Annotated in this window: 22 protein-coding genes; 17 read left to right on the top strand and 5 right to left on the bottom strand. The window is 34.2% G+C overall.

What is annotated here, in order from left to right:
* Positions 1–4 precede the first annotated feature (4 nt).
* From DWW96_RS00670 to DWW96_RS00685, 4 genes are all read left to right on the top strand, one after another.
* Positions 5–1,303, top strand: coding sequence for an L-aspartate oxidase (locus DWW96_RS00670; RefSeq protein WP_117908371.1), 1,299 nt, complete (start codon positions 5–7; stop codon positions 1,301–1,303).
* Positions 1,304–1,372: 69 nt separating this feature from the next.
* On the top strand, positions 1,373–2,227 hold the full coding sequence (nadC, locus tag DWW96_RS00675) for a carboxylating nicotinate-nucleotide diphosphorylase (protein ID WP_022088863.1): 855 nt from the start codon (positions 1,373–1,375) through the stop codon (positions 2,225–2,227).
* A 105-nt stretch (positions 2,228–2,332) separates the two neighbouring features.
* Positions 2,333–2,884, top strand: a complete 552-nt coding sequence (locus tag DWW96_RS00680; protein WP_022088864.1) for a 3H domain-containing protein — start codon at positions 2,333–2,335, stop codon at positions 2,882–2,884.
* A 17-nt stretch (positions 2,885–2,901) separates the two neighbouring features.
* On the top strand, positions 2,902–3,075 hold the full coding sequence (locus DWW96_RS00685) for a hypothetical protein (RefSeq protein WP_022088871.1): 174 nt from the start codon (positions 2,902–2,904) through the stop codon (positions 3,073–3,075).
* 342 nt (positions 3,076–3,417) lie between these two features.
* Here DWW96_RS00685 and DWW96_RS00695 read toward each other — a convergent pair whose 3' ends face one another.
* A complete protein-coding gene (locus DWW96_RS00695) occupies positions 3,418–5,022 on the bottom strand; it encodes a CTP synthase (RefSeq protein WP_117908375.1) in 1,605 nt (534 codons plus the stop codon).
* Between the two features lie 634 nt (positions 5,023–5,656).
* Here DWW96_RS00695 and ftsH point away from each other — a divergent pair.
* The 9 genes from ftsH to DWW96_RS00740 all read left to right on the top strand — a co-directional run bounded on the left by ftsH (position 5,657) and on the right by DWW96_RS00740 (position 16,061).
* On the top strand, positions 5,657–7,654 hold the full coding sequence (gene ftsH, locus DWW96_RS00700) for an ATP-dependent zinc metalloprotease FtsH (RefSeq protein WP_117908377.1): 1,998 nt from the start codon (positions 5,657–5,659) through the stop codon (positions 7,652–7,654).
* Positions 7,655–8,211: 557 nt separating this feature from the next.
* The gene (locus tag DWW96_RS00705) at positions 8,212–8,871 is read left to right on the top strand and encodes a YkgJ family cysteine cluster protein (protein WP_117908379.1); all 660 of its coding nucleotides are present in this window, start codon (positions 8,212–8,214) and stop codon (positions 8,869–8,871) included.
* Position 8,872: 1 nt separating this feature from the next.
* Positions 8,873–10,771 carry an excinuclease ABC subunit UvrC gene (gene uvrC, locus DWW96_RS00710; protein WP_117908380.1) on the top strand — a complete coding sequence of 633 codons (1,899 nt, stop codon included), beginning with the start codon at positions 8,873–8,875 and terminating at the stop codon, positions 10,769–10,771.
* 131 nt (positions 10,772–10,902) lie between these two features.
* Positions 10,903–11,844, top strand: a complete 942-nt coding sequence (gene hprK, locus DWW96_RS00715) for an HPr(Ser) kinase/phosphatase (protein ID WP_022088880.1) — start codon at positions 10,903–10,905, stop codon at positions 11,842–11,844.
* 15 nt (positions 11,845–11,859) lie between these two features.
* Complete coding sequence (locus DWW96_RS00720) at positions 11,860–12,804, top strand: ROK family glucokinase (RefSeq protein ID WP_117908383.1); 945 nt, start codon at positions 11,860–11,862, stop codon at positions 12,802–12,804.
* Between the two features lie 129 nt (positions 12,805–12,933).
* Positions 12,934–13,851 (top strand): UDP-N-acetylmuramate dehydrogenase, encoded by a 918-nt coding sequence (murB, locus tag DWW96_RS00725; protein ID WP_022088882.1) that lies wholly within the window; start codon positions 12,934–12,936, stop codon positions 13,849–13,851.
* A gap of 18 nt (positions 13,852–13,869) precedes the next feature.
* Positions 13,870–14,730 carry an RNase adapter RapZ gene (rapZ, locus tag DWW96_RS00730; protein ID WP_022088883.1) on the top strand — a complete coding sequence of 287 codons (861 nt, stop codon included), beginning with the start codon at positions 13,870–13,872 and terminating at the stop codon, positions 14,728–14,730.
* Between the two features lie 69 nt (positions 14,731–14,799).
* Positions 14,800–15,804, top strand: coding sequence for a DNA-binding protein WhiA (gene whiA / locus DWW96_RS00735; RefSeq protein ID WP_347496322.1), 1,005 nt, complete (start codon positions 14,800–14,802; stop codon positions 15,802–15,804).
* Positions 15,801–16,061, top strand: coding sequence for an HPr family phosphocarrier protein (locus tag DWW96_RS00740; RefSeq protein ID WP_022088885.1), 261 nt, complete (start codon positions 15,801–15,803; stop codon positions 16,059–16,061). Before whiA ends, DWW96_RS00740 begins: the two co-directional genes overlap by 4 nt.
* A 124-nt stretch (positions 16,062–16,185) precedes the next feature.
* Here the strand turns inward: DWW96_RS00740 and DWW96_RS00745 are convergent, their stop codons facing one another.
* The gene (locus tag DWW96_RS00745) at positions 16,186–17,343 is read right to left on the bottom strand and encodes a HAMP domain-containing sensor histidine kinase (RefSeq protein ID WP_117908385.1); all 1,158 of its coding nucleotides are present in this window, start codon (positions 17,341–17,343) and stop codon (positions 16,186–16,188) included.
* Positions 17,340–18,020, bottom strand: coding sequence for a response regulator transcription factor (locus DWW96_RS00750; RefSeq protein ID WP_022024520.1), 681 nt, complete (start codon positions 18,018–18,020; stop codon positions 17,340–17,342). Before DWW96_RS00750 ends, DWW96_RS00745 begins: the two co-directional genes overlap by 4 nt.
* A 94-nt stretch (positions 18,021–18,114) precedes the next feature.
* Between DWW96_RS00750 and DWW96_RS00755 the strand changes: the two genes are divergently transcribed.
* From DWW96_RS00755 to DWW96_RS00770, 4 genes are all read left to right on the top strand, one after another.
* Entirely contained in the window at positions 18,115–18,258 is a 144-nt protein-coding gene (locus DWW96_RS00755) for a CD1871A family CXXC motif-containing protein (RefSeq protein ID WP_009263530.1), read from the top strand.
* Entirely contained in the window at positions 18,251–19,138 is an 888-nt protein-coding gene (locus DWW96_RS00760; RefSeq protein WP_009263529.1) for a 4Fe-4S binding protein, read from the top strand. Before DWW96_RS00755 ends, DWW96_RS00760 begins: the two co-directional genes overlap by 8 nt.
* 41 nt (positions 19,139–19,179) lie before the next feature.
* The gene (locus DWW96_RS00765; RefSeq protein WP_117908386.1) at positions 19,180–20,082 is read left to right on the top strand and encodes a TlpA disulfide reductase family protein; all 903 of its coding nucleotides are present in this window, start codon (positions 19,180–19,182) and stop codon (positions 20,080–20,082) included.
* A 175-nt stretch (positions 20,083–20,257) separates the two neighbouring features.
* Positions 20,258–21,409: a hypothetical protein gene (locus DWW96_RS00770; protein WP_117908388.1), complete on the top strand. Its 1,152-nt coding sequence runs from the start codon at positions 20,258–20,260 to the stop codon at positions 21,407–21,409.
* A gap of 96 nt (positions 21,410–21,505) precedes the next feature.
* Here the strand turns inward: DWW96_RS00770 and ppk1 are convergent, their stop codons facing one another.
* Both ppk1 and DWW96_RS00780 read right to left on the bottom strand, forming a co-directional pair.
* Positions 21,506–23,635, bottom strand: coding sequence for a polyphosphate kinase 1 (gene ppk1, locus DWW96_RS00775; protein WP_117908389.1), 2,130 nt, complete (start codon positions 23,633–23,635; stop codon positions 21,506–21,508).
* Positions 23,636–23,748: 113 nt separating this feature from the next.
* Positions 23,749–24,657 carry a phosphatase gene (locus tag DWW96_RS00780; RefSeq protein ID WP_117908391.1) on the bottom strand — a complete coding sequence of 303 codons (909 nt, stop codon included), beginning with the start codon at positions 24,655–24,657 and terminating at the stop codon, positions 23,749–23,751.
* Between the last annotated feature and the right edge of the window lie 288 nt (positions 24,658–24,945).

Below are 24,945 nucleotides of genomic sequence, written 5' to 3' on the forward strand. Positions count from 1 at the left end.
TAAAATGAAAACAGATATAGTAATTGTTGGAAGTGGATGCTCAGGACTTTATTGTGCATATAATCTTCCAAGAGATAAAGAAATATTAATAATTACAAAAGATATAGTTGAGCATAGTGATTCATATTTAGCACAGGGTGGAATGTGCATGTTGACAGATGAAGAAGATTATGACAGTTATTTCTATGATACAATGAGAGCCGGACATTTTGAAAATGATACAGCTGCAGTAGAAACAATGATAAAATCTTCACCGGATATAGTAACAGATTTGGTTGAATTTGGAGCAGATTTTCATAGAGAAGAGGATGGCTCATTAAGTTATACAAGAGAGGGTGCACATTCAAGAAACAGAATAATATTTCATGAAGATGTAACCGGAAAAGAAATTACAAGTCATATTTATGAAAGAGTTAAACAACTGCCAAATGTTACAATAAAAGAACATTGGACAATGGTGGACATTCTATGTGAAGATAATGTATGTTATGGTGTGGTGGTAAAGAAAGATGACGGCACACTTGATACAATAACGGCTAATTATACAGTATTAGCAAGTGGTGGAATTGGTGGAATTTACAGATATTCTACAAATTACAGACATTTGACAGGAGATGCAATTGCACTCGCTTTGAAACACGGAATTGAACTTAAGAATACAAATTATGTTCAGATTCATCCTACAACATTTTACACTGAGAATGAGACAGACAGAAGTTTTCTTATTTCAGAATCAGTAAGGGGAGAAGGGGCAGTTCTTTTGGATAAAAAAATGAAAAGATTTACAGATGAACTGCAACCAAGAGACGTTGTTACCGGAGAAATAAGAAAACAAATGAAGAAAGACGGAACTGATTTTGTGTGGCTGTCTATGAAACCAATTGACAGAGAACAGTTAGAAAGCCATTTTCCAAATATAGTAAAACATTGTAGAGAATATGGCTATAATGTGCCTGATGACTGCATTCCAGTAGTACCGGCACAACACTATTTTATGGGTGGCATAAAAGTAAATCTTGAAAGTAAGACATCAATGGACCAGCTTTATGCAGTAGGAGAAACTGCATGTAATGGGGTTCATGGAAAGAACAGACTTGCAAGTAATTCGTTATTAGAAAGTCTTGTATTTGCGAAAAGAGCAGCAATCCAGATGGGAGAACAGTATAATACTACAAAACAGAAGGAATTTGAAAACATAGATATAACAAAATACCAGGATGGAGATGCCCTTGCAAAAGAGTACAAAAAACTTGTTTTAGATGAAATAGACAGATTAAATAATGAAGCACAACAGGCAGTTTAAATAAATAAGTTAAACAATTAGATTAAATGATAGATATAAAGTGAAAGATTAAACAGTGAGGTATTATAAATGTACGATCCAATTACTTTGAAATTAAGCGTTGATCCATTAGTATTAAGCGCATTAAAAGAAGATGTGACAAGCGAAGATGTAACCACAAATGCTGTAATGCCAACAGCACAGGCTGGCGAAGTAGATTTAGTATGCAAGGAAGATGGAGTTATTTGTGGACTTCAGGTATTCAGAAGAGCATTTGAACTTTTAGATGAAAATACAGAATTTGAATTCTACGTTCAGGACGGGGATGAAGTAAAAAAAGGACAGCTTATGGCAAAGGTAAGAGGCGATATCAGAACTTTGTTAGTAGGTGAAAGAACAGGACTTAATTATCTTCAGAGAATGAGTGGAATCGCAACATACACACATTCTATAGCAGTATTACTTAAGGATAGCAAAATAAAATTATTAGATACAAGAAAGACAAGCCCGAACAACAGAATATTTGAAAAATATGCTGTAAGAGTTGGTGGCGGAAATAATCACAGATACAACTTGACAGATGGTGTTCTTTTAAAGGATAATCATATTGGTGCTGCAGGTGGTGTCAAAGAGGCAATAATGGCAGCAAAGGAATATGCACCATTTGTAAGAAAGATAGAAGTTGAAGTAGAAAATCTTGAAATGGTAAAAGAGGCAGTAGATGCAGGAGCAGATATAATCATGCTTGATAATATGAGCCATGAAGAGATGAAAGAAGCAGTGGAAGTTATAAATCATAAGGCAGAAATTGAAATTTCAGGAAATGTTACTAAGGAAAATATAGCAAAATTAATTGATTTAGGTGTTGATTATATTTCTAGTGGTGCATTAACACACTCTGCACCAATTATGGATATTTCACTTAAAAACCTTCACAGAATATAAGACACATGAGAGATGGCACTTAATATATTTGATATTAGATATATCAAATTTTAAGAGTCGGACATTAAACATTCATATATTTAAAATTGTAGGAGATAGGAATTTATGAGCGGAGAAAAGAGAAGGGAAAATCTGTTGAAAATATTGCAGGAAAGCACAAATCCTGTATCAGGAACGGAATTAGCTGAAAAATTTAATGTAAGCAGACAGATTGTTGTTCAGGATATTGCACTTCTTAGAGCAAAAAATCACGAAATTATTTCTACTCATAAGGGTTATATTTTAAATGACGAAGAAACATTTAAAAGGGTGTTTAAAGTAAAACATACAACAGAGCAGATTCCTGATGAATTAAATCTTATTGTAGATTTAGGCGGAGTGGTAGATGATGTGTTTGTGTACCACAAAGTATATGGTGTCATAAAAGTTGACATGAACATAAAGTCCCGTCGTGATGTAAAAAAATATATTGAAGGAATTGAAAGTGGCGTGTCTACACCGCTTATGCAAATAACTTCAGAATATCATTATCATACTGTATCTGCTGATTCAAAAGAAACATTAGATGAAATACAAAAGGAACTTGACGAAAGCGGATATTTGGTAGCTTTAAGAGATTATGAACCCGTGGATTTCTGGAGCAGAGTAGATGAATAAAGACGAGGAGAATTGTAATGCAAACTTTTTACTATACGGTAGTCAGCATTGATGGAGACTATGCAAATTTAAAAAGAACAGATATTGAAAGTGAAAATATAAAGTTGGTAGCAAGAGCTTTACTACCAGAGGGAATAAATGAAGGCACAAATCTTAAATATGAGATGTTACAATATGAAATTATTGAGTAAAGTACTATAGGATGATGGCATATCTATATTTGAAAAAATAAATATCCTCATAAAAGTGTTGGAATTGATGAAAAGTTCCCTCATAAAAATGTAAAAAAGTTAAAAAAATCGCTCATAAAAATGTAAAATAGTGTGATGTTTTATTCAGAAATAAATTATCAAAGTACAAGTAAGATATTTTCAAATAAAAAATACGCACAATATTTGAAGGAGTATTTAATATTAAATGATATATTGACCAATACACTTGGTGGCGTATTTGGACATGAAGTTTATGCAATAGTTAGTAAAAAACAGGGAAAAGCTTTCAATTGAAGGCTTTTCCCTGTTTTTGGTTTATATTTATTTGTTCTGATTATCGAGTGATGCGTTAACAAATCCAAGGAATAATGGATGAGGTCTGTTAGGTCTGCTCTTAAATTCAGGATGTGCCTGAGTAGCAATGAAAAATGGATGAGATGGAATTTCTACCATTTCAACAATTCTTCCGTCAGGAGAAATACCTGAAAGCATCATTCCGTTGTTTGTTAAATCCTTTCGATAGTCATTGTTAACTTCGTAACGATGACGATGACGTTCATGAATTAATTCTTCTTTATATAATTTGTATGCTAAACTGTCTTTAGCTAATTTACATGGGTAAGAACCAAGTCTTAATGTTCCACCGATATTATCAACACCTTCCTGATCAGCCATAAGAGAAATTACAGGATGAGTAGTTGCTGAATTAAGTTCAACACTATGTGCATCTCTAAATCCTACAACATGTCTTGCAAACTCAACAATTGATAATTGCATACCAAGGCAAAGACCAAGGAATGGAATGTTGTTTTCACGTGCATAACGGATAGCAGAAATTTTTCCTTCAATACCACGGCTTCCAAATCCGCCAGGAACAAGGATTCCTGAAACATCACTAAATACTTCAGCAGCATTTTCATCTGTTACAGTTTCTGAGTCAACCCATTTGATATTTACACTTGCGTTAGCAGCATATCCGGCATGCTTTAATGATTCAACAACGCTGATGTAAGCATCGTGTAATGCAATATATTTTCCAACTAAAGCAACAGTAACCTCTTTTGTAGGATTCTTTGCTGATTTAACCATTGCTTTCCAATCATCTAAGTCAGGTTCAGGACAATCAAGATTTAAACTTTCGCATACGATTTCAGCCAGATGTTCTTTTTCCATTGCAAGAGGTGCTTCATAAAGCATGTCTACAGTTAAATTTTGTACAACATGGCTTGCAGGCACGTTACAGAAAAGACTGATTTTATCTTTTAAAATATCATCAATTTCAAATTCTGTACGGCATACAACGATGTCCGGCTGAATACCAAGTCGCTGTAATTCCTTAACACTCATCTGAATTGGTTTTGTTTTCATTTCTTCAGATGCTGGGAGATAAACCATTAATGCTACATGAATAAGAATGCAGTTTTCATGTCCAACATCATGCTGGAACTGTCTGATTGCTTCGATATATGGCTGTGATTCAATATCACCAACTGTTCCACCTACTTCAATGATTGCGATTTCAGTTTCTTCATTTAAACTTCTGTGAAAACGGCTTTTGATTTCATTTGTGATATGAGGAATAACCTGAACAGTTCCCCCACCAAAGTCGCCACGACGTTCTTTAGTAAGAACAGACCAGTAAACTTTACCGGTTGTTACATTTGAATTTTTTGTAAGACTTTCGTCGATAAATCTTTCATAATGACCTAAATCAAGGTCTGTTTCAGCACCGTCATCAGTTACGAAAACTTCGCCGTGCTGGATTGGATTCATTGTACCGGGGTCAATATTAATATATGGATCAAATTTTTGCATTGTTACTTTGTATCCACGTGCCTTAAGAAGTCTGCCAAGGGAAGCGGCTGTAATTCCTTTGCCAAGGCCGGATACAACACCACCGGTTACAAATACGTATTTTACTGACATAATTTTCCTCCTATAATTCAATCAGAAAAAATTGATTTTATCAAATATATTTAAGTCCGAAAAATAATTAAAACAATATTTCTGAAAGTGTTTTGTTGTACCTATTTTATTATATTAAAATGCTCATCTTCTAAAAAAACAAACACGATTAAAATATACAACATATAAGAAAGCAATACTATAAAAAATCAGAAAAAATGAATTTTTGAAAAAAAAACTTTTGATTATATAGTGAAATACAAAAATATGTAATTATTATGCATACTTTAGTTTATAATAATAAGAAAAAAGCAATGACAAATTAAAATAAATAATTATAACTTTTATAATAAGCACTTTAGGTAATTGTTAAATAAATAAAAAGTATAAGTGATGGTTATATGAGAAAACGAAAAAAATAAAGGCGATATATAATTACCGGATTATTTGAGTAAACGAAAAAAATAAAGGTGATATATAATTACCGGATTATTTGAGAAAATGAAAAAAATAAAAATTTAATATTTGTTAAATCTTTTTTCATAAAATAACATTAGTATGGTATGTGAGATAAAAAATATGCTATATAACTGGCATTAATTAAGACAAAATGATAAAATAAACTACAATTACACAGTTGACAGGAGAATTTTAGATGGACAATAATTTTTATCAAAATAATAATCAAAATAATAATGGCAACAATAATGGTAATAATTCAGGTAATAATGGTAATGGCAACAGGCCTAACAAAAATACAGTTATACCTATAGTAATCGCAATTGTTGCTGCATTTTTATTTATGTCACTTTCATCTTATATGACAAGTGCGTTAACAACAAAGGAAATAACATATAATCAGTTTATAGCTTTGTTAGAGCAGGACAAAGTTGATACAGTAGTATTTGACAAAGGAAAAATAGTATTAACATTAAAAGGTTCAGAAAATTCATTTATTCAGTATAAATATTGGACAACAGACTTAGAAGATAGAGATATTTCACTGATTCAGGAATTAAAAACAAAATATACTGATGTTAATTTTAAGGCACAATTTGACAGCGGTTCACAGGAAATAATTTTCTATGTAATACAGCTTGTTATTATGTTTGCCGTATTCTATTTTATCTTTGGCATGATGATGAAAAGAAGTGCCGGTGGCAAAAATGGAATATTTGGAGTTGGAAAGAGCAATGCCAAAGTTTACATTCAGAAGGAAACCGGTGTTACATTTAAAGATGTAGCCGGACAGGATGAAGCTAAGGAATCAGTAGTTGAACTGGTAGATTTCCTTCACAATCCCGGAAAATATGCAGAAATTGGGGCGAAACTTCCAAAAGGAGCTTTGCTTGTAGGACCTCCGGGAACTGGTAAAACCTTACTTGCAAAGGCAGTAGCAGGTGAAGCTAAAGTACCGTTCTTCTCATTGTCGGGTTCAGATTTTGTTGAATTATATGTTGGTGTAGGTGCATCAAGAGTTAGAGATTTATTTAAACAGGCAGAGGAAAATGCACCATGTATTATATTTATCGATGAAATTGATTCTATTGGTAAGAGCAGAGATTCAAAATACGGTGGCGGTAATGATGAAAGAGAACAGACATTAAATGCATTGCTTGCTGAGATGGATGGATTTGATTCTTCTAAAGGTATTTTAATCTTAGCTGCAACTAACAGACCGGAAGTATTGGATCCGGCATTGTTAAGACCGGGACGTTTTGACAGACGAGTAATCGTAGATACACCTGATTTACAGGGAAGATTGGAAACATTAAAAGTACATTCTAAAGATGTTAAGATGGATGAAACAGTAAATCTTGAAGAAATTGCATTGGCAACAAGTGGAGCTGTTGGTTCAGACCTCGCAAATATGATTAATGAAGCAGCAATTAATGCAGTTAAAGCCGGTAGAAAAGCGATTTCACAGGCTGATTTATTTGAAGCTGTAGAAGTTGTAATTGCAGGTAAAGAAAAGAAGAACAAGATTCTTGGAGCAGAAGAAAAGAAGATTGTTGCTTATCATGAAGTTGGTCATGCTCTTGTAACAGCAATTGAAAAGGATGCAGAACCTGTACAGAAGATTACAATTGTACCAAGAACGATGGGTTCTTTAGGATATGTAATGACAGTACCTGAAGAAGAAAAATATTTGATGTCACAAAGCGAACTTGAAGCAAGACTGGTTATGCTTCTTGCCGGAAGGGCAGCAGAAGAAATTGTATTTGATTCAGTTACAACAGGTGCTTCAAATGATATGGAAAAGGCAACAAAGATTGCAAAATCAATGATTGCAATGTATGGTATGTCAGAGAAGTTTGGACTTATGAGTCTTGAACAGGTAGAAAATCAGTATTTAGGAAGAAGTACAAGTTTAAATTGTAGTGAAAAGACAGCTTCACAAATTGAAGAAGAAATAAAGATTCTTTTGAAAGAAAAATACGAAGAAGCAAAGAGAATTCTTACAGAAAACAGAGACAAGCTCGATAAGATTGCTGAATATTTATATGAAAAAGAAACAATTACAGGAAAGCAGTTTATGGAAATTTATCATCAGTGCCAGGCTGAGGAAGCAGGACAGCAGGATGCCGGTGAAACAGTAGAACAGCAGAACGATGACAATGCAGATAGTCAGGTGACAGATGATAATCAATAATTAGTCAGATAGTCAGACGACGGATGATAATCAATAATTAGTCAGATAGTCAGACAATGGATGATAATCAATTCATATACTATACAAATAAAAGTGAATTAAATTAATTAATTCATAAAATATATAATTAAAACAAAGACTATACTTTTACTGATACGCGACACTCATATAGGACAATGAAATATAAAAGTTTTATATGGGGGAGCATATCATTTTAAGTATAGTCTTTATTTCATTAAATTGAATTCATATGCAAAATGCGTGCAATGCCGTGTCCATAGTATTGAAAATCACGCCCATAAAATCTGGTTAAAGCCCCAATCGATTATTTTGCCCCATAAATAGTTTTATGATAAAATGACTTTGAAGCCTACGGATTGTTCAGTGCTACGCACTCCCACAATCCTACCCAATATTCGCATATCGTGGGAATTATCCCACTTTTTTGCTCATATTGGGGCGGGTCTCAAGGTCTTTTACCCACTTATGAGTAAGCTCATGTGGGCTTAAACCATTTGATCCTGGCATTAAATTATTAATAAGCACAAGAGGTAAACATGGAGAGAAATTGGGATTTGTCAGAGATGACAGATGGAAAATTATATACAGAAAATGATTTGGCAAGGATAGGATGCAACGACTGCGAGGGATGCAGCAAGTGTTGTCACAATATGGGAGAGTCAATAGTGCTTGATCCATATGATATATACCAATTTGCAAAAGCCGGAATCACAATGGAAGAATTGATGAGCAGGGCGGTGGAATTAAATGTAGCAGACGGTGTCATTTTGCCAAACTTAAAAATGCAGGAAGACGGTGGGAAATGTTATTTTCTAGATGAAAACGGAAGATGCAGTGTGCATTCAAACAGACCTGGTATATGCAGATTGTTCCCGTTAGGCAGAATATACGATGATAATGATTTTAAATATTTTAATCAGATTTATGAATGCCCGAAGAAAAATAAAACTAAAGTTAGAATAGATAAATGGCTTGGAATAGATAATATAAATAAATACCATGAATACATTGTTATATGGCATTATTTCCTAAAAGACATACAACATATATTGAAAGGAATGCAGGATGAAAGTCAGATTAAAACAATAACAATGTATTTGGTAAAATTATTTTATTTAATGCCATATGATGTGAATAATGAATTTTATTTGCAATTTACACAGAGAATAAATAAGGTGAAAGAAGTAATAGGATAGAATGTTTAATTTTCAGGAAGAATTAAAAAAATTGCCGGAAACTCCGGGCGTATATCTTATGTATGACTCTCATGATGATGTAATTTATGTTGGAAAAGCAGTAAAGTTAAAGCGAAGAGTGAGTTCATATTTCAGAAAAGATGTAAAAAAAAGAGGACCGAAGATTGAATCAATGGTTCAGAAAATAAGCAGGTTTGAATATATTCTTACAGATTCAGAATTAGAGGCGCTCATATTAGAATGCAATCTTATAAAAGAATACAGACCAAAATACAATACAATGCTTATGGATGATAAAAGTTATCCGTATGTGCAGGTAACGATAAATGAAGATTATCCAAGAATTTTATTTGCAAGAAGAATGAAGAAAGACAAGAGCAAGTATTTTGGACCATTTACAAGTTCAGGAGCGGTAAAGGATACGATAGACCTGCTTCAGAAAATGTATCACATAAGAAATTGCAATAAGTCAATAGTTACGGATGATACACTGACAGCTGATGGTGAACATAAGCAGGTGCCCAAAATAAATGGAAGACCGTGCCTTTATTATCATATAGGACAGTGTGATGGGGCTTGTCAGGGCTACATTTCAAAAGCAGATTATAGAGAAAATATAAATAAGGCTATAAAGTTTCTTGAGGGAAATTATAAAGATACAATAAAAGAATTAGAAGAAAAAATGATGAAGGCATCAGAGGCTTTAGATTTTGAAAAAGCCATGGAATGCAGAGATTTGATAAATAGCATAAATCATGTTGCCGGAAATCAGAAAATTACAACGCATCAGTTTGAAGACAGGGATATTATAGGATATGCAGAGGAAGGAAATGATGCAGTAGTTCAGGTTTTCTTTGTCAGAAATGGCAAATTAATAGGAAGAGAACATTTTTACATGAATACTGTTCCGGGTGATACAGGGATGGATATCGTAACTAATTTTATCAAACAGTATTATGTGGGAACTCCGTTTATTCCAAGAGAGTTATTTGTGCCAACAGAAATTGAAGATGAAGAACTGATAAGCAAATGGCTTAGCAGAAATCAAAACTTTACGGTAAAAATTGTAAAACCGAAAAAAGGTCAGAAAGAAAAACTTGTGGAGCTTGCAAATAAAAATGCGAGAAATCTCCTAGAACAGAATAAGGAAAAATACAGAAGAGAAAAGCAAAAAACAATCGGAGCCGTAAAAGAAATTGAAGAATTGCTAAATTTAACAAATATTCATAGAATGGAAGCTTACGATATTTCTAATACTAACGGATATGAATCAGTAGGCTCGATGATAGTTTATGAAGATGGGAAGCCAAAAAGAAACAGTTATAGACGATTTAAAATTAAATGGATAAAGGGCGCTGATGATTACGGAAGTCTTGCGGAAGTTCTTACTAGAAGATTTTCCCATGGATTAGAGGAAAGAGAAAAAATGGATGAAGACGGAAGAGATTATGAACTTGGAAGTTTCAGCAAATTTCCTGATATTATTATGATGGATGGTGGAAAAGGACAGGTTAATGTTGCCCTTGAAGTGCTTGATAAACTTCATTTGAACATACCGGTATGTGGAATGGTTAAGGATGATAATCATAGGACAAGAGGGCTATATTATAACAATATAGAAATTCCGATAGACAGAAATTCGGAGGCATTCAAATTAATTACAAGAATTCAGGATGAGGCACATAGATTTGCAATTGAATTTCACAGAAGTCTTAGAAGTAAAAAACAGGTTAAATCTATTCTTGATGACATCCCGGGAGTTGGTCCGGCAAGAAGAAAGGCTCTGATGCAACATTTTAAATCGATTGACAATATAAAAGAGGCATCATTAGAAAATTTAGAGCAGGCACCTTCTATGACAAAAAATATTGCAAAAAGTGTTTATGATTTTTTTCATTAAATTAGTGTACAAAGAGTGTTTATGATGTTAAAATCTAGGAAGAATATATTACGGAAATAGTAAAAAAGGGCTTAAGAATAGGTTTATGCAACATATTCTTATGTGAAATAAAAAATAGGAGGAACATAGATATGGCAAAAGTAAAGTTTTCAAAAATAATAGAAAATTATAATCTTAAAAATTATATACCGGAAATTGATACTAATAAGATAATGATAACAATTCCGGAAGTAAACAGACCGGCTTTGCAGTTAGCAGGATTCTTTAATCATTTTGATAAAGAACGTGTACAGATTATAGGAAATGTTGAGTGGGCATATATTTCAGAAATGACTCATGAGAAACGTATTGAAATGTATAACATGTTAATGACAAGCGGAATACCTTGTTTAGTAATATGTCAGGGAATTGAGCCGGATGAAGATTTGATTGAGGTAGGACGAAAGAATGGAGTACCTGTTTTATCAACAGATATGACAACGTCAAGTTTTTATGCTGATTTGACAAGATGGCTTAATGTAGAACTTGCACCTTGTATTTCAATTCACGGAGTTTTAGTTGATGTTTATGGTGAAGGTGTTTTGATTATGGGTGAAAGCGGAATTGGTAAAAGTGAAGCTGCCCTTGAACTTATTAAAAGAGGACATCGTCTTGTAACAGATGATGTTGTAGAAATAAGAAAGGTAAGTGAAGAAACATTAATTGGAACTTCACCTGATATAACAAAACATTTTATTGAACTTCGAGGAATAGGTATTATTGATGTTAAGACTTTGTTCGGTGTTGAAAATGTTAAAGATACACAGAACATTGACATGGTAATAAAATTAGAAGAATGGAACAGAGAAAAAGAATATGACCGTTTAGGGTTAGAGGACCAGTATATTGAATTCCTTGGAAATCAGGTTGTATGTTACTCAATACCTATAAGACCGGGTAGAAACCTTGCGGTTATTGTAGAAGCAGCGGCAGTTAACCACAGACAGAAGAAGATGGGTTATAATGCAGCAAGAGAACTTTATAACAGAGTTCAGAATAACATTATGAAAAAAAGTGAAGAAGAAGATGATTAGGAGGAAAATAAAAAAATGAAGAATTATTGTTTTGGCATTGATGTGGGAGGAACAACAGTAAAGTTAGGACTTTTCAGCACAGCAGGAGAACTTTTAGACAAATGGGAAATTACTACAAGAACAGAGAACTTTGGTGAAAATATCCTCTCAGATATTTGCGAGGCAATGGAGGCTAAGTTAGCAGAAAAAGAAATAAGCCTTGATGATATCGAAGGCGTAGGAATCGGACTTCCGGGACCTATTACAAATGACGGAACAGTTCTTCAGTGTGTAAACCTCGGATGGGGAACATTTAATGTAGAAGAAAAGTTATCTGAAATGTTCAGAGGAATAAAGGTTAAGGCAGGAAATGACGCTAATGTTGCAGCTTTAGGAGAAGCATGGCAGGGTGGCGGAAAAGATTATGATGATATCGTAATGATTACACTTGGAACAGGTGTAGGCGGTGGAGTTATAATTAATGGAAAGATTCTCACAGGCTACAATGGTGGAGCAGGTGAAATTGGTCATATGCATGTAGATGATAATGAAACAGACAGCTGTAATTGTGGAAGAAAAGGATGCCTTGAACAGTTTACATCAGCAACAGGTGTTGTAAGACTTGCAAAACGCTTAATGAATAATACAGATAAAGAAACAAAGATGAGAGAATTTGGAGAAAACATCACAGCTAAAGATGTATTTGACCTTGCAAAAGAAGGAGATGCAGGAGCAAATGAAGTTGTTGAAACAATGGGTACATATCTTGGAACAGCAATGTCACATATCGCAGTAGTTGTAAATCCTCAGGCATTTATCATAGGTGGAGGTGTTAGTAAGGCAGGACAGTTTCTTATTGATGCTATTAAAGATAAATACCGTGAAACATGTTTTGCAGCATGTGGTGACGCAGCAGTACATCTTGCAACATTAGGAAATGACGCAGGAATGTATGGTGCAGCAGCAATGATATGTAAATAAATATCAGTTTTTATAAAGTAGATTTGTAGCAAATGTTAATCATAAATGTATTTTTTTGTGAATTTAACATATTTGCCTTTAAATCTAATATAGAAACATAATCAAAATAGTTGAATGGAGATTTTTTCAATGAATAAAAGTCTGGAAAACAGATTAAAATTAATTGCCGGTGATAGTAATGTGCGATGTGATGAACCGATGAGTTCACACTGTACATTTAGAGCCGGAGGAACTGCAAAATACTATGTAATCCCTGATGAATATAAAAAAGTCAGGGATGTTCTGCGTTTATGTGTAGAAGAAAATATTCCATATTATGTAATTGGAAATGGAAGTAATTTATTAGTACAGGATGATGGATTTGATGGTGTGATAATTGAAATTGATTCTGCATTAGCGAAAATAGAAATAAATGGAAATGAGATAGTTGCAAAGGCAGGAGCCAAATTATCTAAAATTGCAGTAAAGGCATTAAACGAAAGCCTGACAGGATTTGAATTTGCCCATGGAATTCCGGGAAACTTAGGTGGAGCGGTAACGATGAATGCCGGTGCATATGGTGGGGAAATGAAGGATGTTCTTAAGTGGGTTAAGGTACTTGATAATAATGGAGAAATGAAAACTCTTAAAGCAGAAGAACTAGAGTTAGGGTATAGAACAAGTATTATTGTAAAAGAAAAAATGATAGTACTTGAAGCATGCATTGAGTTGCACGAAGGCAACAGAGATGAAATAGAAATGCATATGAAAGAATTAATGGCTAAAAGAAAAGAAAAACAACCTTTAGAATACCCAAGTGCCGGTAGTACATTTAAAAGACCGGAAGGATATTTTGCAGGCAAATTAATTCAGGATGCAGGATTAAAGGGCTACCGTGTAGGTGGTGCAATGGTATCTGAAAAACACAGTGGATTTGTAATTAATTATGATAATGCAACAGCAACAGATATCATTAATTTGATGAAAGATGTGAGAAAAAAAGTATACGAAGAATTTCAGGTGACTCTGGAACCGGAGGTTAAAATATTACCGGCTGTTAAATGGTAATAAAATGAAAGGACAATTATGAGATTTGTTATAGTTACAGGAATGTCAGGCTCAGGTAAGATAACAGCACTTAAAATCTTAGAAGACAGCGGCTATTATTGTGCAGATAATCTTCCTATAGAACTCATAGGAACGTTTGCTGATTTAGTTTATAGTCAGACGAGTGAAGTTAACAGAGTAGCCATAGGTGTGGACATTCGTAGTGGACAAAATTTGGGCAAAATAAATAAAGTTCTTGAGCAAATGAAAAATAAAGGTCAGGAATATGAAATTTTATTTTTAGACTGTAGTAAAGAAATGCTCATCAAGCGATTTAAAGAAACAAGAAGAGCTCATCCTATGGGTGAGAATAAAAGTGTTGCCCACGGCATAAAAGTTGAGCAGGAAAGGCTTGCTTTCTTGCGTGAGCAGGCGGATTACATCATAGATACAAGTAATCTGCTTGTAAGAGATTTGCGCGTAGAATTGGAAAAAATATTTGTTCAGAGTAAAGGGTACAAGAATCTGTTCATATCGGTATTGTCATTTGGTTTTAAACATGGAATACCGACAGATTGTGACTTAGTATTTGATGTAAGATTTTTGCCAAATCCATATTATGAACCGGAGCTTAAGCATAAAACAGGGCTCGACAGAGAGGTACAGGAATTTGTTTTAAATGCAGATGTAACTCAGGTATTTCTGGAAAAATTAATTGATATGGTAAGATTCCTTATTCCAAATTATATCGCAGAAGGAAAAAATCAGCTTGTAATTGGAATTGGATGTACAGGAGGACACCATCGTTCAGTAACTGTTGCAGGAGAACTGTATGCCGCACTTGATGTTGAAGATGCACAATACGGAATAAAAATATCACACAGAGATATTAACAGATAGTTGTTTTAAAAACAAAAATAAAATAGCTGTTAAAAGACGGAGATATTTTAATGACAACATAATTAATAGATGTTAGCAGACAAGAACTTTTTAGTAGGAGTAAAAATGTCATTTTCAAGTGAAGTAAAAGAAGAATTATCGAGGCAAATGAGTAATGCACAGCATTGTAGAATTGCTGAAATTGCCGCAATTACAAGTATGTGCGGAAATGTAATTATTTCCTGGGATAACAAATATTCTATCAAGATGAGAACTGAAACATTGGCTGTTGCAAGGAAGTATGCAAATTTAATAAAAAAATCATTTAGAATAAAACCTGAAATTTCCATAAGGACAAGTGCATATTCTAATAAGTCAAGAACATATACTGTTAATATAAAGAATCATGAGGAAAGCCTTAAAATACTTCAGGCAACAAAATTAGTCAATAATGATGGTGATATTGAGGAAATATTGTCAGTACAAAATAATATAGTAATAATGAAGAATTGCTGTAAAAGGGCATTCCTTAGGGGAGCATTTATGGCAACAGGATCAATTAATGACCCTAACAAATCGTATCATTTTGAGATAGCATGCAATAATGAACTTAAGGCTAAACAGATACTGGATATACTGAATATTTTTAATATTGAGGGAAAAACGGTTGCAAGAAAGGGTAATTGTGTGGTATATATCAAAGAAGGCGAAGGCATAGTGGATGTTTTAAATGTTATGGAAGCACACGTTGCTCTTATGAAAATGGAGAATGTAAGGATTCTTAAAGGTATGAGCAACTATTATAACAGACAAGTTAATTGTGAAGCAGCCAATATTAAAAAAACAGTTAATACGGCATGCAGACAGATTGATGATATCCAATACATAATAGATAAAGCAGGCATAGATTATTTGCCGGGTAAACTTCAAGATATTGCCATGGTGAGACTGGAAAATCCGGACTCTTCATTGCAGGAACTTGGTGGATTGCTTGAGCCACCACTTGGAAAATCAGGAGTAAACCACAGATTACGCAAAATAAGCGAAATCGCAGACGATTTAAGAGGTAATACCCAGGGAGGATTAGATCAATGACGACAAAGGACATAACAATAGGAATTCAGACAGGATTGGAAGCAAGACCGGTAGCGGTATGTGTACAGGTGGCAAGTCAGTTTCAGAGCAAGATTTATGTAGAACATGGAAATGTTAAGGTAAATGCAAAGAGCATCATGGGAATGATGACATTAGGACTTGCATCAGGTGAAACAGTTACTGTAACAGCTGACGGTGAGGATGAAGTTCAGGCTATTGACAAAATTGAAGAATATCTTAGCAATAATGCAGAGTAAGATGTATTAATATTAGGCAGGAAAATATAAATATATAAGAAAATTATTGGTAATAGGATAAATAAAAAGATGCTGTTGTGTTAAACGCGACAGCATCTTTTTATTTGAAAATTATAGCTCTTTGTCAAGCGTAGTGCTGTGCAAAAGTCACCTCGAAAATCGTTCCCCCAGTCTTGCCTGATTTGATACAAATACTGCCATCATGTACTCTAACGATTTCACGGACAAAAGCAAGACCTAGCCCTACGCCACCCAGCTCCCGGCTTCTGGATTTATCAACACGGAAGAATGGCTCGAACACTCTCTCCCTAAGCTCCTTTGGTATTCCGCTTCCCGTATCTTCTACAGACAGATAAACATGCTTGTTTCTCTGATATGCGGTTACTGTAACCTGTCCGAGTGGATGGTTATATTTGATGGCATTCTCAACCAGATTGTATACAAGCCTGTAAATAAGGATATCACTGCCTATCATAGTGGCATTCTCACATTTTCCAATCAGCTTTATATTCTTTTCCACAGCAAGAGGCTCAAGGTCTGCCAAAACCTCTTCAACAATAGCATCCAATATAATTTTATCATCCCTTCCCACCGTCTGAAGCTCACTCATGTCAAGAAGAGTCTTTACCATCCTGTTTAATTTATCATTTTGTTCCGTAACCATTTTTATGGTCTGCAAAGTGTCTGCATCATTTCCCGGGTGAGAGGCAGAATTATATAAATCAAGCTGTACCTGCATTAACGCTAATGGAGTACGCAACTCATGTGCTGCATTTGCAGTAAACTGTCTCTGTATCTCAAATGCTTCCGACAGACGCTCAAGCATCTTATTATAAGAAATACCCAGCTGGTTCAGTTCCTTAACATTGTTTTCCTCTATTCTTGAATCAGACAGATTCTGAGCCTGTACCTCTTCAATTTTATCTGAAAACTCCCTGATTGGTCTGAGTGCATGCCCGCTTATAAAATAAGTGACGGCACCCCCCAAAAGCGCCAGCAAAACCGTGATTATCAGACTGTTTCTTTTATAGTCGGCCTTATTATTGTACACCTGAACCGAAAATTCATCCGCAAACTCATCCCACTTATCGTCCGGTATGCTGATATATATTTCATCTGATTTGTTCCCTTTTTCATCCCCCTGTGACTCTACCGCATCCTGCAGAGAATCGATGTAATGCACACCATTTTTATAGACAAACATAGTCAGGCAGCCACATATAATAGCAATACACAATGTAGTAATGCACGTAAGTCTCCACTGTAGCGACATTCTTTTCATCTGTCAGACTCCTCCCGTATTTTATAGCCTTCACCTACCTTGTTCTGAATGGGATCATATCCCAGCTTCGCCTTAAGCTTTTTTCTAAGTGAAGACATATGTACCCTGATTGCTCCGCTAAAGCTGTCTGCCGTGGCATCCCACACATGCTCTATCAGCTCCTCCTGACTCACCGGTCTGCCTATATTGATAAGTAAATATTCCAAAATACCATTCTCTTTTCTTGTTAGTGGAACCGGCTCTTCCTTTGCATATGCCTCACGTTTAATCGTATCAAACTTTATTTCTCCGCATTTAAGACATATATCATTCTGTACAAATTTCCTTCTTGTCAGGCTTCTGATACGTGCCTCAAGCTCCTGCAGATGGAATGGTTTTTCCATGTAATCATTTGCTCCTGCATCCAGTCCCTCTACCTTATCAGCAATCTGACCTCTTGCAGATAATATCAAAACCTTAGTTTCATCATTGTATTTTCTAAGCTCCTTAAGAAGCTCCATGCCATCCATCCCCGGCAGATTCAAATCCAAAACTATCAGATCATAATTCTCCGACAGTATACATTCAAGAGCCTCTTTCCCATCATAACAGGTATCCACCTCATAGCCGGCAGCATACAGACTCTTTGCAACCATATCACATATTTGTTTCTCATCCTCAACAATTAATAATCTCAAAATGTTCTCCTACTTCTTAACAATAATTTTACAACCTATATTGTATAATACCAAAGTCAGCTGGTCAACAATACAACAAAAAAGGAGCAACATTATGTTGAAATACCAAAAAACATGTCAAATCATTCTGCTTATCCTTGGTGTATCCATGATAAGCTATGGTGCAGTCAGAGGTGAGGCGGCTACAGTGCTTGGTAAAGCAATAAAACTATGTCTGGAGTGTGTCGGAATTGGATAAGGAAAAGAAATTACTATCAAGAAAACTGGCAAAAATACGTGGCTGGATACAGGCCGCAGCAACGCTGCTGACCAATATTCATATTCCAAATTTATTTAAGGGTAAAATATATCAGGGCAATGCAAAAACAGTATGCGTACCCGGATTAAACTGCTACTCCTGCCCTGCCGCGACAGGAGCCTGTCCAATAGGGGCATTTCAGGCAGTTGTCGGATCATCAAAATTTAAGTTTTCATACTACATAACCGGATTTTTTATTTTACTAGGTGTAACTCTCGGCAGATTTATATGTGGTTTTTTGTGCCCATTTGGATGGTTTCAGGATTTACTTCATAAAATCCCCGGAAAGAAATTATCCACAGCCAAACTAAAGCCTCTTAGGTACCTAAAATATGTCATTCTTATTGTTTTCGTTATACTTCTTCCGATGCTTGTAACGAACTCTATAGGAATGGGAGACCCGTTCTTCTGCAAATATATCTGTCCTCAGGGTGTTTTAGAGGGTGCTATACCGTTATCTATTGGAAATGCTGCTATCCGTTCTGCACTGGGAAAGCTTTTTTCTTTCAAGTGTATGATTTTAATTGCAGTGATTGTACTAAGTATCTTATTTTACAGGCCCTTCTGTAAATGGATTTGTCCGCTTGGAGCAATCTACTCATTATTTAATAAGGTCAGCCTGCTCAAAATCACCGTTGATAGCAGCAAATGTGTCGGATGCGGTCAATGCTCAAAGGCATGTAAGATGGATGTGGATGTGTGTAAGACACCGGATCACCCCGAGTGCATACGCTGCGGTGCCTGCATAAAGGCCTGTCCGAAGGACGCCATCTGCTACCGGTTTATGGGAAAATCATGTCAAAAAAATGACAACAGATAGCTATTAAACATTTTACTATTATTTTAAAGGAGAAATTACTCATGAAAAACAAATTATTATTTATTTCTATTTTTACACTCTGCATAGCATTATCACTTACAGCATGTGGCTTAAAGCAAGCTTCCACAACAGATTCTAAGAACACTCAGACTGAAGCCGGCTCAGAAGCATCCGGCAAATCAGATTCCAGGCTTGATGATTTATATCAGCAGGAAAATCAGCTTTTTGCAGATCACGCTGATGTGTGGAACAAGGCATTTGGCATGATGAACAAAAGTGAAGCCGATCCAAACGGAAATTATGCTGATTATCTTGCCGGTACCGTAGAATCAAACAAGAATTCATTCACAGACGATGAGCTTAAAACACTTAATGAGGATATTGAAACCATACGAAAAATCGAGGAACAGATAGCAGAGCTTGAAAACAAAAATACATCATCAGACGATAACAAGAAGGATAGCTCTAAAGCCTCATCTGTATTCAGTGATTTTTCCGGTGAGGATTTTGATGGCAATAAGGTTGATGACAGCCTGTTTTCCGGTAATGCAGTAACAGTCGTCAATTTCTGGTTTACCGGCTGCAAACCATGTGTCGCTGAATTATCCAAGCTTAACGAATTAAATGATGCTATCAAATCAATGGGCGGAGAAGTTGTTGGCATCAACACTGAGACCTTCGATGGCAATAAAACAGCTATCAAAGAGGCTGCCTATGTTCTTGAAAGCCAGGGTGTCAAATATCGTAATCTGTCAATTGACTCCTCTAGTGCTGCCGGTAAATATGCCTCAGAAATCATGGCCTTTCCAACAACTATACTTGTTGACAGAAATGGCAATATTGTAGGCGAACCAATGCTCGGCGGAATTGATAACAAGGACAACTATGATGCCCTTATGAAGCAGATTCAGTCTGTAATTGATGCAGACAGCACAAATAAATAGATGTCTACATATAAAAAGCTCCTGTGCATTGCACAGAGAGCTTTTTTTGAACATTACTATAATGTCAAGGAATCGCTCTTAATTGTCGTTGGGGAAAGAGTAATTATAAAGCGTTGAAATAAATCTCTTAATATAATAAAATCAAGATAAAAAAATATATTAAGGAGAGGGTGTTATGAACGTTAAAAAAATCATTATTTATGCAATGTTTACAGTTATAATTTTAATAACCAGTGGATGTTCAAATGATAATATGGAATATACAAAAAGTGATAAGAAGGAAGAAAAAGGCATTGAAATTAATGAGAAAAATTTTCCGAGTGAATATGTAAGAGAATTAGTCAGCGAATCCTTTGATTCCAATAATGACAATCAATTGAGCCAAAATGAAATTGATGCAGTAACAGAATTATGGATAGATCCTGATGATACATATACTTATATGGATGGATTGGATAATAGTAATTACAAATATTCTGTTATTGACTGTAGAGGACTGGAAATATTTAAAAATGTAGAGAAAATAAGAATCTGTGTGGAAATTGTTGAACATAATGATGAAATAATAGAAGAATATGGCTTGTTAAATTTTGAAAAATTATATGAATTAGATAAAGTTAAAGAATTGTTTATATCAGGAGAAAAATATAAAGCAAAATATGAATTAAATCGCTTCCCAAATTTGGAAAAAGTACAATTGAACTATATTAAAAATTTAGAACAAATAAAATTTGGAGATAAAATAAAACAGATAAAATTTAATTCTGTATATACCGATAGTGTTATTGACCTTTCAAAAGTACATAGCTTAGAAAGATTTAAGGCAATAGGATTTAATTGTAATGGCATCGTGTATGGTCAAAATGAGAAACTTAAAAATATTTCCATGAAAGAAATAGGTAAAGGAATAAAAGAAATAGATGTATCAAAGTTAAAGAATTTAAGAAGACTTGAAGTATGGTACTCAAAATATTTAAAAAATATTAAAATTGGAAAAATAAAAAATATAGATTTATATGAATGCAAAGGAATAAAAGAATTAGATATATCGAAATGTAATAAATTGAAGAGAGTGACAGTAATAGCTACGGGAATTGATAAAGTGCGAATGAGTAAAACGCCATCAATAAATCATTTATGTTTATCATTTAATAAAATAGAAAACATTGATTTAACAAATGCAAAAATTCATTCTCTTTCTTTGCAAGGAAATCCTATAAAAAACATAGATGTATCAAAGGCAAAGAAGATTGATAAGATATATGTAAAAAAATCTCAAAATGTAAAAAAAGGAGATAAACAACAAATTAAAATAATAAGGAGGTAGAATATGAGAAAAAAGCATCCGGTTTTTATATGCATTACTGTAATCAGTAAATAAGTATATAAAACCGGATGCTTTTTATAGAAGAATGTAAAAGTCTTATCCAAATTTTCTTTTGATTTCAGCTATAAAATCTTTCGGGTTAAAAGATTTACTTTCGGAGTTTGCGTTTCCTGAATTTCTTTTTGCTTCGTTCATTAATACGGTATGATTATCGATTGGCTCATTGCTTGTAATTATGGAACGGTATGTGCCGTCACTACGCATAATACGTGCCTTTGTGTTATCATCCTGCTGAACTTCGATAAAATGCATTATTTTTTCTTTTACATATTTATCTTTAATAGGGCAACCAACTTCTACACGCTTGTCCATATTTCTGGTCATAAAGTCGGCAGAGGAAATATACATAATTTCATCGTTCCCTGAACCAAATAAATATATTCGGGAGTGTTCTAAGTATCTTCCAACAATACTCTTTATAAAGATATTATCAGTTTTTCCTTCAACCTGAGGAAGAATGCAGCAAATACCACGAACAATCATCTGAATATTAACACCGGCAAGAGAAGCCTCAGCTAATTTATTAATAAGAGTCAGGTCAGATATTGAATTGAATTTAAGAAAAATACGTCCTTTTGTTCCTTTAGCAATTTCTCTATCAATAAGTTTAATAATTTCTGACTTCATTGAATTAGGGGCAACAAGCAAGGTGGAATAGTTTCCTTCAAGATTCCCAATTGCCATGTTTTTGAAAAATTCATTTGTGTCAGTTCCTATTTCCATGTCAGAGGTCATAAGTGAAAAATCAGTATATTGTTTTGATGTCTTTTCGTTGTAATTTCCGGTGCCTATCTGGGTAATATAGGAAATTTTCCCACGCTCTCTTCTTGTGATAAGGCAAACCTTTGAGTGAACTTTATAACCTTCAAATCCGTAAATTATACGGCAGCCTGCCTGTTCTAATCGCTGTGACCAGTCAATGTTATTTTGCTCATCAAATCTGGCACGTAATTCTATAAGTACAGTTACATCTTTATCATTTTCCGCAGCCGCACACAAATAGTCTACAATTTTGGCATTTTTTGCAAGGCGGTATATGGATATCTTTATTGAAATAACAGAGTTATCATAAGATGCCTCTTTAAGTAATTTTAAAAATGGGTCCATGCTTTCGTATGGGTATGATAAAAGCAAGTCTTTTTTCTGAAGCTGTTTGATTATGCTTTCATTTAATCTAATATCACTACTTGGCTGAGGTTCAAATGGTGGATAAATTAATTCGCTTTTTACACTGCCTGATATCTTATCTTCTAATCCGAATGCGTATGACATTGTTAAAGGCGAAGAAGTAATAAACACCTGAGCTTTAGTTAATTCAAGTTTCTCACATAGAAAGCGAAGAAAATTACCACTTATCTTATTCTTTAATTCAAGTATTACAGGGGCAAGTCGTTTTCTTGAATTTAATAATTGCTGCATTGCATCACGAAAGTCTTCATCTACATCAAAAGCTTCATCTCCTGACGCAATATCAGCATTTCTTGTTACTGAAAATACAGTACTTTCTATAATTTTATATGAACTGAATATTGTATCAGCAAAATAAGAAACCACATCGCTTGTAAAAACATACCTTACATCTGCACCGGGCAGGAAAATTACTTCCGGAAGGGCAGTTGGAATTGGAATTATACCAAATAGTTCATTTCCCTTTTTTTCATCCGCATTAGTTAATGTAGCACCCACATATATTTTTTTATTAACTAAAAATGGAAATGGATGGTGTGGGTCGATTATTTGAGGTGAAAGTATAGGATTAATCTGTGTCAAAAAATAGTTCTTAATATATTTTAATTCCTTTTTCTCAATTTCATTCATTCTCAGACCGTGAACACCATAGGTTTTTAACTGCTCAGTAACATTTTCATAAATTTCATCTCTGAAATTAATTAATGGTTTTACAGCACGAAAAATGGCTTCAAGCTGTTCAGCGGGAGTCATTCCTGTTTTATTATCTTTATGATTACTTTTAATCTGGCTCAAATCATGAAGAGTACCAACACGAATCATAAAAAATTCATCAAGATTACTTGTAAAGATTGATATAAATTTAAGACGTTCTAATAAAGGTACTGTTTCGTCTGTAGCCTCGGATAAAACACGTTGGTCAAATCTAAGCCATGACAATTCTCTGTTTTGTGTATAATTTTGTAATTTCTCTTTCATTCAAATCTCCTTAATTAATGGTTATCTTATGGTTTTGGGACTGCTGCAGGTGGTAGGCTCGTAAGCATTTTTTTGCAAATTGATACACAGCCTACACGTAAAAGTGTAATTACTTACAAATTTTTACTTTCTAGTATATTTAGAAGATAGCCTTCGCGTACACCATATGGGCTAACGGTAAAATTAGTGCATCCATAATGTTTTGCAACTGAATTGATTATTGCAATTCCGGGAATTATAGTGTGGATACGTCCGGGAGTTGCCTTAATGATTGCGGATACCAATTTAGGTTTGTCCTTCTTTGCTAATTTCAAAATTTTATTTAATCGTTTGCATTCAAAGCCTGTATAGCCTGAGTTTTCGTTGAAAAGTTCATCACTTAATTTACAACAGGCACGTGCAGAACCACCTACTCCGAATAAAACGGTTGAGTTAACAGTTTCAGGCGAAAGGGGTAGCGTGTTAAGGATTTCATTAACATGGTCGTTGATGTTTTTTAATTCTGATTTAGTAGGAATGATATCTTCAACATAATTTGTGTACATATTTAATGAACCAACAGGTATTGAACATGTAGACAATAATGTGCCGTTTTCAAAATAAACAAGTTCAGTACTTCCTCCACCTACATCAACTAATAAGCCGTTTCCGGATGAAATGCTTTTCATTGTACCATAGTAGTCGTACAAAGCTTCTTCTTTGCCGGAAATGATTTCAATATCAAAACTACAATGTTTTTTTATTTCAGCTAAAACTTCTTCTGAGTTACTGATATTTCGTAATGAAGCGGTTGCAAATGCGTGAACTTCTTTTACATCCACACTTTCCAAAATGGTTTCAAATTTGCTTAAAGCTTCAATGGCTTTTAAAATACCTTTTTTCGAAAGCATATTGTTATTGTCAATATAACCGGCAAGCCCGGCAGGAATTTTAGAATTAAGCATTTGCTGAATCTCATTGTTTATTACTTTATATAAAACCATTCGTATTGTATTTGAACCTATATCTATAATTGCGTACATATAAACCTCCGGAAAATCTGATTTAAAATATTTAAAAAGAAATTGCAAATTAATTAGCAAAATTTATGTAATTAATAAGAGAACATTAGTTTAAATATTTTATTGATAGTATTTACATATAGAAGAAATTATAAACAGTCAAAGTAAAATCTAAATATGACCAATGTATATTGTACGTAAAAATAATAAGTAACATAAATTATAGGCGAAAGTGAATAAAAATATTTTTGTTTAGAGAAATTATTTAGTAAAATCCAATAAAAAATTACGCGAAAAATTCAATAAAAA

The sequence above is a fragment of the Eubacterium sp. AF17-7 genome (assembly GCF_003461285.1).
Classification (GTDB): domain Bacteria; phylum Bacillota; class Clostridia; order Lachnospirales; family Lachnospiraceae; genus Eubacterium_U; species Eubacterium_U album.